The sequence below is a fragment of the Streptomyces pinistramenti genome (assembly GCF_020564935.1).
Taxonomy (GTDB): domain Bacteria; phylum Actinomycetota; class Actinomycetes; order Streptomycetales; family Streptomycetaceae; genus Streptomyces; species Streptomyces pinistramenti.
On the sequence record NZ_JAJCXB010000112.1, the window covers coordinates 1 to 7,385 of the forward strand.

8 protein-coding genes and 1 pseudogene are annotated in these 7,385 nt (G+C 69.7%); 7 read left to right on the forward strand and 2 right to left on the reverse strand.

Annotated features, from left to right (window positions below):
* Positions 1-187 precede the first annotated feature (187 nt).
* The gene (locus LIU39_RS34335) at positions 188-1,387 is read left to right on the forward strand and encodes an acyl-CoA dehydrogenase family protein (protein ID WP_227050901.1); all 1,200 of its coding nucleotides are present in this window, start codon (positions 188-190) and stop codon (positions 1,385-1,387) included.
* 312 nt (positions 1,388-1,699) lie between these two features.
* Here LIU39_RS34335 and LIU39_RS34340 read toward each other — a convergent pair whose 3' ends face one another.
* Positions 1,700-2,182 (reverse strand): MarR family winged helix-turn-helix transcriptional regulator, encoded by a 483-nt coding sequence (locus LIU39_RS34340; protein WP_227050902.1) that lies wholly within the window; start codon positions 2,180-2,182, stop codon positions 1,700-1,702.
* A 56-nt stretch (positions 2,183-2,238) separates the two neighbouring features.
* Between LIU39_RS34340 and LIU39_RS34345 the strand changes: the two genes are divergently transcribed.
* The 5 genes and pseudogenes from LIU39_RS34345 to LIU39_RS34365 all read left to right on the forward strand — a co-directional run bounded on the left by LIU39_RS34345 (position 2,239) and on the right by LIU39_RS34365 (position 4,927).
* The gene (locus LIU39_RS34345; protein ID WP_227050903.1) at positions 2,239-2,691 is read left to right on the forward strand and encodes an SRPBCC family protein; all 453 of its coding nucleotides are present in this window, start codon (positions 2,239-2,241) and stop codon (positions 2,689-2,691) included.
* Positions 2,692-2,842: 151 nt separating this feature from the next.
* Positions 2,843-3,097: pseudogene (locus LIU39_RS35410) on the forward strand (epoxide hydrolase N-terminal domain-containing protein); the annotation flags it as partial.
* A gap of 16 nt (positions 3,098-3,113) precedes the next feature.
* Positions 3,114-3,284 carry an alpha/beta fold hydrolase gene (locus LIU39_RS35415; RefSeq protein ID WP_227050908.1) on the forward strand — a complete coding sequence of 57 codons (171 nt, stop codon included), beginning with the start codon at positions 3,114-3,116 and terminating at the stop codon, positions 3,282-3,284.
* Positions 3,285-3,318: 34 nt separating this feature from the next.
* The gene (locus LIU39_RS34360) at positions 3,319-4,167 is read left to right on the forward strand and encodes an LLM class flavin-dependent oxidoreductase (RefSeq protein WP_227050904.1); all 849 of its coding nucleotides are present in this window, start codon (positions 3,319-3,321) and stop codon (positions 4,165-4,167) included.
* 112 nt (positions 4,168-4,279) lie between these two features.
* Positions 4,280-4,927 (forward strand): TetR-like C-terminal domain-containing protein, encoded by a 648-nt coding sequence (locus tag LIU39_RS34365; RefSeq protein ID WP_227050905.1) that lies wholly within the window; start codon positions 4,280-4,282, stop codon positions 4,925-4,927.
* A gap of 49 nt (positions 4,928-4,976) precedes the next feature.
* Here LIU39_RS34365 and LIU39_RS34370 read toward each other — a convergent pair whose 3' ends face one another.
* Positions 4,977-6,203, reverse strand: coding sequence for an alpha/beta hydrolase family protein (locus LIU39_RS34370; protein WP_227050906.1), 1,227 nt, complete (start codon positions 6,201-6,203; stop codon positions 4,977-4,979).
* A gap of 372 nt (positions 6,204-6,575) precedes the next feature.
* On the opposite strand from LIU39_RS34370, the gene LIU39_RS34375 reads away from it, so the two are divergent.
* The coding region (locus tag LIU39_RS34375) for a serine/threonine-protein kinase (RefSeq protein WP_227050907.1) at positions 6,576-7,385 on the forward strand (810 nt) is incomplete at its 3' end.

Genomic DNA, 7,385 nt, shown 5'->3' on the forward strand with positions numbered 1-7,385 from the left:
GCGCCGGGCCCGGCCCCCGACCCGCTGCCCGCCCCGCACACCCGTCCACCGGGTGGCTGACGGGCGCCCGCACCCCTTCCACATTTCTGCAACGCGTTCTACTCTGCTGCCGATCCGGTGGTCGACGGACCGTCAGAAATGCTGTCCCGCAGGCCCGGAGGCCGGGAGCGGACGAACTGGAGGGGCCGTGCACCTCGAATACACCCCCGAACAGCAGCGGTTGCGCGCCGAACTGCGGACGTACTTCGCCGGACTCGTGCCGGACAACGCCTACGCCCGCTACTCCGACCCCGCCGCCCAGAAACGGTTCTACCGCGACACCGTGCGGCGCCTCGGCCGCGACGGCTGGCTCGGAGTCGGCTGGCCCGCGGAGTACGGCGGTCGCGGCATGTCCCCGATGGAGCAGTTCATCTTCTTCGACGAGGCCGCGCAGGCCGGCGTGCCGCTGCCGCTGATGGCGCTCAACACCGTCGGCCCGACGATCATGCAGTTCGGCACGGACGAACAGAAGGCGTACTTCCTGCCCCGCATCCTCTCCGGCGAGATCGACTTCGCCATCGGCTACAGCGAACCCGACGCCGGCACCGACCTCGCCGCCCTCAAGACCCGGGCGGTGCGCGTGGGGGACGAGGAAAGCGGCCACTACGTCGTCAACGGGCAGAAGATCTGGACCACCAACGGCGACACCGCGGACTGGGTATGGCTCGCCGTACGCACCACGGACCCCACGGACGGCATTCCGCCCCACAAGGGCATCACCATGCTGCTGGTGCCGACATCGGACCCCGGCTACTCCTGCACCCTCATCAACACCCTCGCCTCGCACGACACCACGGCCAGCTACTACGAGAACATCACCGTCCCCGTCTCCCGCCGCGTCGGCGAGGAGAACAAGGGCTGGCGGATCATCACCAACCAGCTCAACCACGAGCGGGTCACCCTCGCCGCGCACGGCACGATGGCCATCCGCGCCCTGCACAACGTCCAGCGCTGGGCGGCGGCGACCCCCCTCGCCGACGGCCGCCGGGTCATCGACATCGGCTGGGTCCGCGGCCGGCTGGCCCGCACCCACACCGCCCTGGACGCCATGAAACTCCTCAACTGGCAGATGGTCGACGCACTCCAGCAGGGCACACTCACCCCGCAGGACGCGTCGGCGGTCAAGGTCCACGGCTCCGAGGCCCGCCGCGACGCCTACGCCTGGCTGATGGAGATCGTCGGTGCGGCCGGCCCCCTCAAGGAGGGCTCGGCCGGCGCGGTGCTCCACGGCGAACTGGAACGCGGCTACCGCTCTGCCGTCATCTTCACCTTCGGCGGCGGCAACAACGAGATCCAGCGCGAGATCATCTCCTGGATCGGCCTGGGAATGCCGCGCGTACGGCGGTGACGGGGTGCGACGTCCGCCGGTGGCCGGCACTTCCGGAGGGTGGGTGGCAGTCGAACGTGCACCTGTGCGTGCGAGATCACGGTGCACGCCCCGCGCTGCCGGATCATCAGCGTGCCTCCGGGCCGTGCCGGTGAACGCGCCCTCGGTGTGCGGTCCGGAGAGGTCGGTGACGCGGCCGGTGGGGGCTTCGCCGTCCGGCGGGGAGGGGCTCCGAAGAGTGACCACGCGACCGAGCCGACATGGAGGAACGAGCGGCGACGCCGTGGCGTCGGCCGCTGATGTCCGCCGGGTGCTGCCGCGCCGTCCGGTGGGTCAGGGTAGTTCGGATTCGAGGCGGCGCTGTAGTTCGCTGAGGGTCTGGCGTGCGAGGTTGAGTCTTTCCGGGTCGAGACCTTCGGTGGTGCGCAGGGCGAGCTGAGTGTAGGCCGCCTGCATCCGGTGCAGTGCGGCGCGGCCGGTCGGGGTGACGTCGAGCAGCTTGGCCCGCCGGTGCGCGGGATTGGGCCGGTAGCAGGCGAGTTCGTCCTCGACGAGCAGGTCCGCGACGCGCTGGACGGCCTGGCGCGTGTGGCCGAGCCGGCAGGCGATGGCCCCGACCGGGGCGGCTTCATGTTCGACCTCGGCGAGGACTTGCCAGCGCGCCAGGCTCTGGCCGGTCGGTCGGGCGATGCCGTTGCCGATCGCCTCGACGACGTCGGCGAGTCTGCCGACCTGGTCGATCAGTGCGCTGTAGGCATCACAGGCCCGGCCGCCACCCTTGACAGCATGTTGTCGTGTCGCTACCTTCTCGGGCATGGCAACATGTTGTCATGTTGCGCTTCGGGTCGCAATGAACGAACGAGGAGAACCGCATGTCCTCCGCACCCCGCCCACTCTTCATCTCACGCCACATCGTCATCACCGCACCACCCTCGGCGGTGTTCTCGGTGCTCGCCAATCCGCACCGCCACGCCGACTTCGACGGTTCAGGCACCGTGAAGAACGCGGTCTCGGGACCGGCCCGGCTGGGCTTGGACGACACGTTCAAGACAGCCATGAAACTGTTCGGTGTGCGCTACCAAATCGTCAACACGGTCGTCGAGTTCGAGGCGGACCGGCGCATCGCGTGGTGCCACCCCGGCAAGCACCGCTGGCGCTACGAACTCGAAGAGGTCGACGGCGCCACACGGGTGGTCGAGACCTGCGACTTCTCCACCTCGCCGGTGCGCGGACTGCTCGTGCGCACACCGTGGCCCCGCTGGAACGCCGCGGGCATCGAGAAGACCCTGCCGCGGCTCAAGTCTCTGGTCGAGAACGGCGCCTGAACCGACCAGCCGGGTCAGCCCGGCCCGGCTCGCCCCACCGGTAGCGGACACAGCCGGCCACATCGCCGCACGGCCACCCCGGTACTCGAATCGCCGGGGCCATCCCACCACTTCGACATGTTTCCGCGGCATGTCCGCATGTCGCCGAACCATGCCGCGCAGGGTCGAACGCTGCCACCCGCCCAAAACCGCCTTCAGCGGCGACCGCCGCAGTGCGCACTTCACAACCCAGGAGAGTCGAACGGAATCCCAACCTCGCCTCATCCGGATCGACATCCCCGAAGCAGATCTCGTGGACCTCGCGGAGCGCCTGGACCGCACCCGCCGGCCCGAAGAGCTGCCCGGGACCGGTTGGTCCTACGGCGTCAACAGGGCATGGCTGCGGAACCCGGCCGATCACTGGCGCGAGGGCTACGACGGCGGTGGCGAACTTCCCCGGGGACAACGCGATCCAGGACCTGGCGAAACCGTCCCATGTGGTCACGCGCTGGCGGGAGTACGACCGAGGCGGGCACTTCCCCGCCCTGCAAGCACCGGAGGCACTCATCGCCGACATCCGGGAGTTCTTCCGCTCCCTGCCCGGCAAGCCCTGACGCAGGACTGACCCCACCGCAGAGAGGAACCACTGTGCAGATCGGCATCGGACTTCCGAATCAGGTACGCAATGTCACCGCGTCGGCCCTTCCACGCTGGGCGGCCCGGGCCGAGGAAGCGGGGTTCTCCACCCTCGCCACGACCGGGCGCTACGCATACCCGGGTGTGAGCGACACCGTCGCGCTCGCGGCCGCGGCGGGGGCGACCACCACAATCGGACTGCTCAGCGCGGTCCTGCTGGCCCCGACGTGGCCCGGTGCCCTGCTGGCCAAGGAAATCGCGGGGATCGACGGGATCGCCGGCGGCCGTCTCACGCTCGGTATCGGCGTCGGGTCGCGCGAGGACGAGTTCACCGTTCCCGGACACGCACTGCACGGTCGTGGCACGCGGTTGGAATCCGACCTGGCGACGTACCGAAAGGTCTGGGGCGGAGAGCCGGCCGGCAACGGACCGAACCCGGCTGTGCCGTCGGGAACCCGGCAAGTCCCCATGCTGTTCGGCGGGTACTCCGCTCGTGCGCTGGACCGCATGGTGCGCTGGGGCCAGGGCTATATCGGCGGTTCGCTGCCGCCGGACATGACGGCGCCCCAATTCGAGGCGGCGAGACGGGCCTGGCGGGAGGCCGGCCGCCAGGGCGCTCCGAAACTCGTCGTGCTCACCTACTTCGCACTGGGCGACACCGAGGCCGGACGGGCGAACATCCAGGACTTCTACCGGCTGGCCCCCAAGGACATCGCCGACAACGCGGTGCTCCGCACCACCCGGAAGACGATCGAGCAGTCCATCACGGAGTACACCGACCTCGGTATAGACGAGATCATCTTCGTTCCCGCCACGGACGACCTCGATGAGGTCACCAGGCTCGCCGACATCACCACCTGAACAACCGCCAGGAACCGGCATCCGGCAAACCCCCAAACGCTCCGCGAACACCACCGAACGGAACGAACGAGGTGAAGGACAAGGCAAGACCCGGGGTCGATACCCTGAGAGCATGACCACGGCTTCCAGCCCAGCCCCCCGGCCGCGCCCTGGGGGGCGCACGGCACGGACCCGCGCGTCGGTGCACGACGCCGTGCGGAAACTCCTGGCCACCGGCAGAACGGACCTCACCGTTCGGGAAGTCTCCGAGCTCTCGGGCGTGCACGAGGTCACGATCTACCGCCGCTGGGGATCCATCGAGACGCTCGTGCTCGATGTCGCCACGGCCCGGCTGAACGAGGAGGCGCCCTTCCCGGACGCCGGCGAGTTGCGCACCGACCTGCTCACCTGGGCGAACGCCGTTTCCTCGCAGCTGCAACGCAGCGACGGATTCGCGTTCTTCAAGGCGCTGAGTTCCGCCGCGTCCCCCGCGTTCGGTGCCCGTCCCGAAGACACCCGGCTGCACGCGGGGGACTACCTCCGAAGCCGCATGGCGGAGATACAGCGCGCCCTGGACCGCGACGCCGAGAAGGGCGGCAATCCGCCGACGGTGGACATGGTGCTCGACCTGGTCCTCGCGCCGCTCTACCTCCGGGCCCTGTGGGGCTACGCGCCCCACGGTGAGGTCGAGGTGCTCGTCGACCGTGCCCTCGCTGCCGCGCCACCGAACCACGCCGGTCGCAGGGGCCCGCGGCGTTCCACCGGGCACTCCCGCGGGTGAGCCCCGGCTGGGGGGCTCCGCTCGGCGGGCTGGTGCCGGGGCCGCTCTTTCAGCGGTTGACCGGGGTGCGGTCGTCGAGCCAGTCGAGCATTCTGCCGAACGCATAGCGCTGCCCGCCGAGATGGCAGTGGGCGTCCGCGCCCTCCTCTTCGGTGAAGCGCAGCCAGGTCCTGTCCGGGGCGGTCAGCGCGTTGTGGACCTGTTCGGGCTGGCCCTGGAAGAACAGGTCGTCGGCTGCCTCGCACACCAGCACGGCGCATGACACGCGTTCCGCGATCCCGTCGCGCAGGTGGTAGTCCAGCATCCTGGCCGCGCACTCCCGCGGCGTGGCGCCGCCCATCACGAACTGCCCGTGCTCGAAGGCCCAGCGGGCACCGGGGCCGCTCCGCATCGCGGCGGCGAGGGCGGCGTCGGTCTCCGGGGCCGACTCGGCGGTCAGTGCCCGTTCGATCTCCGCACGGTCACCGTCGAGGAACGACATGACGAAGGCGCCGAGGTCGTACACCCCGTCATTGGCGATGACGGCCTTCAGCCTCGGTTCGAAGGCGGCGGCCCGGATGCACAGCTCCCCACCGAGGCTCATCCCGTGCAGACTGATCTTGTCGGGGTCGACCTCCTGCCTGCCGAGCGCGTGGTCGATCACGGGGCCGACGACGTTCTCCCAGTCCGGCCTGAACAGCAGTCCCTGGTGGTGCCGGGTACCGGGTTGGCCCGGTCCGTCGAAGCACAGCACGTGATAGCCGCGCTCCTGCGCCGCGAGCCCGCCGCAGAACGTCAACTCCTCGGCGGTGCCGTCGAATCCGTTGTGCATCACGATCAGCGGCTGACGGCCGGGCAACGGGCTCGGGTAGAAGTATCCCGGCAGGGTCGTGTTCTCGTACGGGATCTCCACCCGCTCGATGCCGCGGCCGGACAGGTCGACGAAGCGGTGGTACGCCTCGACGGACTTGTCGTACGTCGCCCGGATCCGGGGGTCATCGGGGTCGCCGTGCAGGAAGAACTCCGCGGTGCGGTAGTAGTTCGACGCGCGCAGGTAGGAATCCCGTGCGGTGACGGTGTGGCCGCCCCGCTGCGCCTCGGCGGCCACCTGCCGCAGACGCTCCGCGGTCGCGGACCACTCCTCGTGCCAGCTGTCGTAGTCACCGGACGTGATCCGGCCGGCGGTGAACAGAACCTCCCCGAGGTCCGCACCGCCGTACGCGATGTGCCCCAGTGATCGCAGGGTTTCGTACCAGAAATTCTCGTCCTCGTGGAAGAACAGTTGCTTCACGGCCACCACTCCTAATGTAAGTAGACCTGCGTTAAGCAGCATGACAGTGATCCCCCAGCTAAGGCAAGGCATACTGCGTTAGAGTGCGCCGCGCGACCGCCGTCGGTCACGGTCGGTGGCCGGTGCGCCCCCTGGGCACGCGCAGTCGGCCGGATTCCGATGCCAAGGGAACGCGGTGGACGCCGGGCCCGCGGTCCGACCACGGGTGACGAATCGGCAGCTCGGCCCGCCGCGCGGAGGCCGGCAACGCTCTGTGGTCACACGGGCCCCGCCCGCCCGGTGCTCTACAAGCGCCGCCGCTCCACCGCCATACTGGACGGGCAGGGCACGCAGGGGGAGCTGCGCGGAGGGACGCGCGGACGGGGGCGGCGGCGGACGATGGCGGACAGCGGACTGATGCACGGGCGTTACCGGCTGCTCGACATGATCGGGCGCGGCGGGATGGGCGAGGTCTGGCGGGCGCGGGATACCTCGCTCGGGCGCCACGTAGCCGTCAAATGCCTCAAACCGATCGGCACTCGGCGCGATCCGAAAGTGCTGCGGGTGCTGCGCGAGCGGTTCCGCCGCGAGGCGCGGGTCGCCGCGGCGCTCCAGCACCGCGGCATCACCGTCGTCCATGACTTCGGCGAGGACGACGGCACCCTCTTCCTCGTCATGGAACTGCTCACCGGCCGCAACCTCAGCCAGCTGCTGGACGACAACCACCGCGCCCCGCTGCCCGTTCCCGACGTCATCGACATCGCCGAACAGGTCGCGGCGGCCCTCGCCTACACCCACGAACAGGCCGTCGTCCACCGCGACCTCAAACCGGCCAACATCGTGCGGACCACCGACGGCACGGTCAAGATCTGCGACTTCGGGATCGCCAGGCTCGGCCACGACATCGGCTTCACCGCCCGGCTGACCGGAACCGGCGTCGCCATGGGCACCCCGCACTACATGTCGCCCGAGCAGATCGGCGCAGGCGCCGTGGACCACCGCAGCGACCTGTACTCCCTGGGCTGCGTGCTCTACGAAATCACCACCGGCGCCCCGCCGTTCGGCGACGGCGACGCCTGGGCGATCCGGCCGGCGGTGAACAGAACCTCCCCGAGGTCCGCACCGCCGTACGCGATGTGCCCCAGTGATCGCAGGGTTTCGTACCAGAAATTCTCGTCCTCGTGGAAGAACAGTTGCTTCACGGCCACC

Bases quoted from the DNA above. Each gene is read 5' to 3' on its own strand.
- LIU39_RS34340 (WP_227050902.1), bottom strand. From the start codon at position 2,182: ATGCCCGAGAAGGTAGCGACACGACAACATGCTGTCAAGGGTGGCGGC.
- LIU39_RS34345 (WP_227050903.1), top strand. From the start codon at position 2,239: ATGTCCTCCGCACCCCGCCCACTCTTCATCTCACGCCACATCGTCATC.
- LIU39_RS34365 (WP_227050905.1), top strand. From the start codon at position 4,280: ATGACCACGGCTTCCAGCCCAGCCCCCCGGCCGCGCCCTGGGGGGCGC.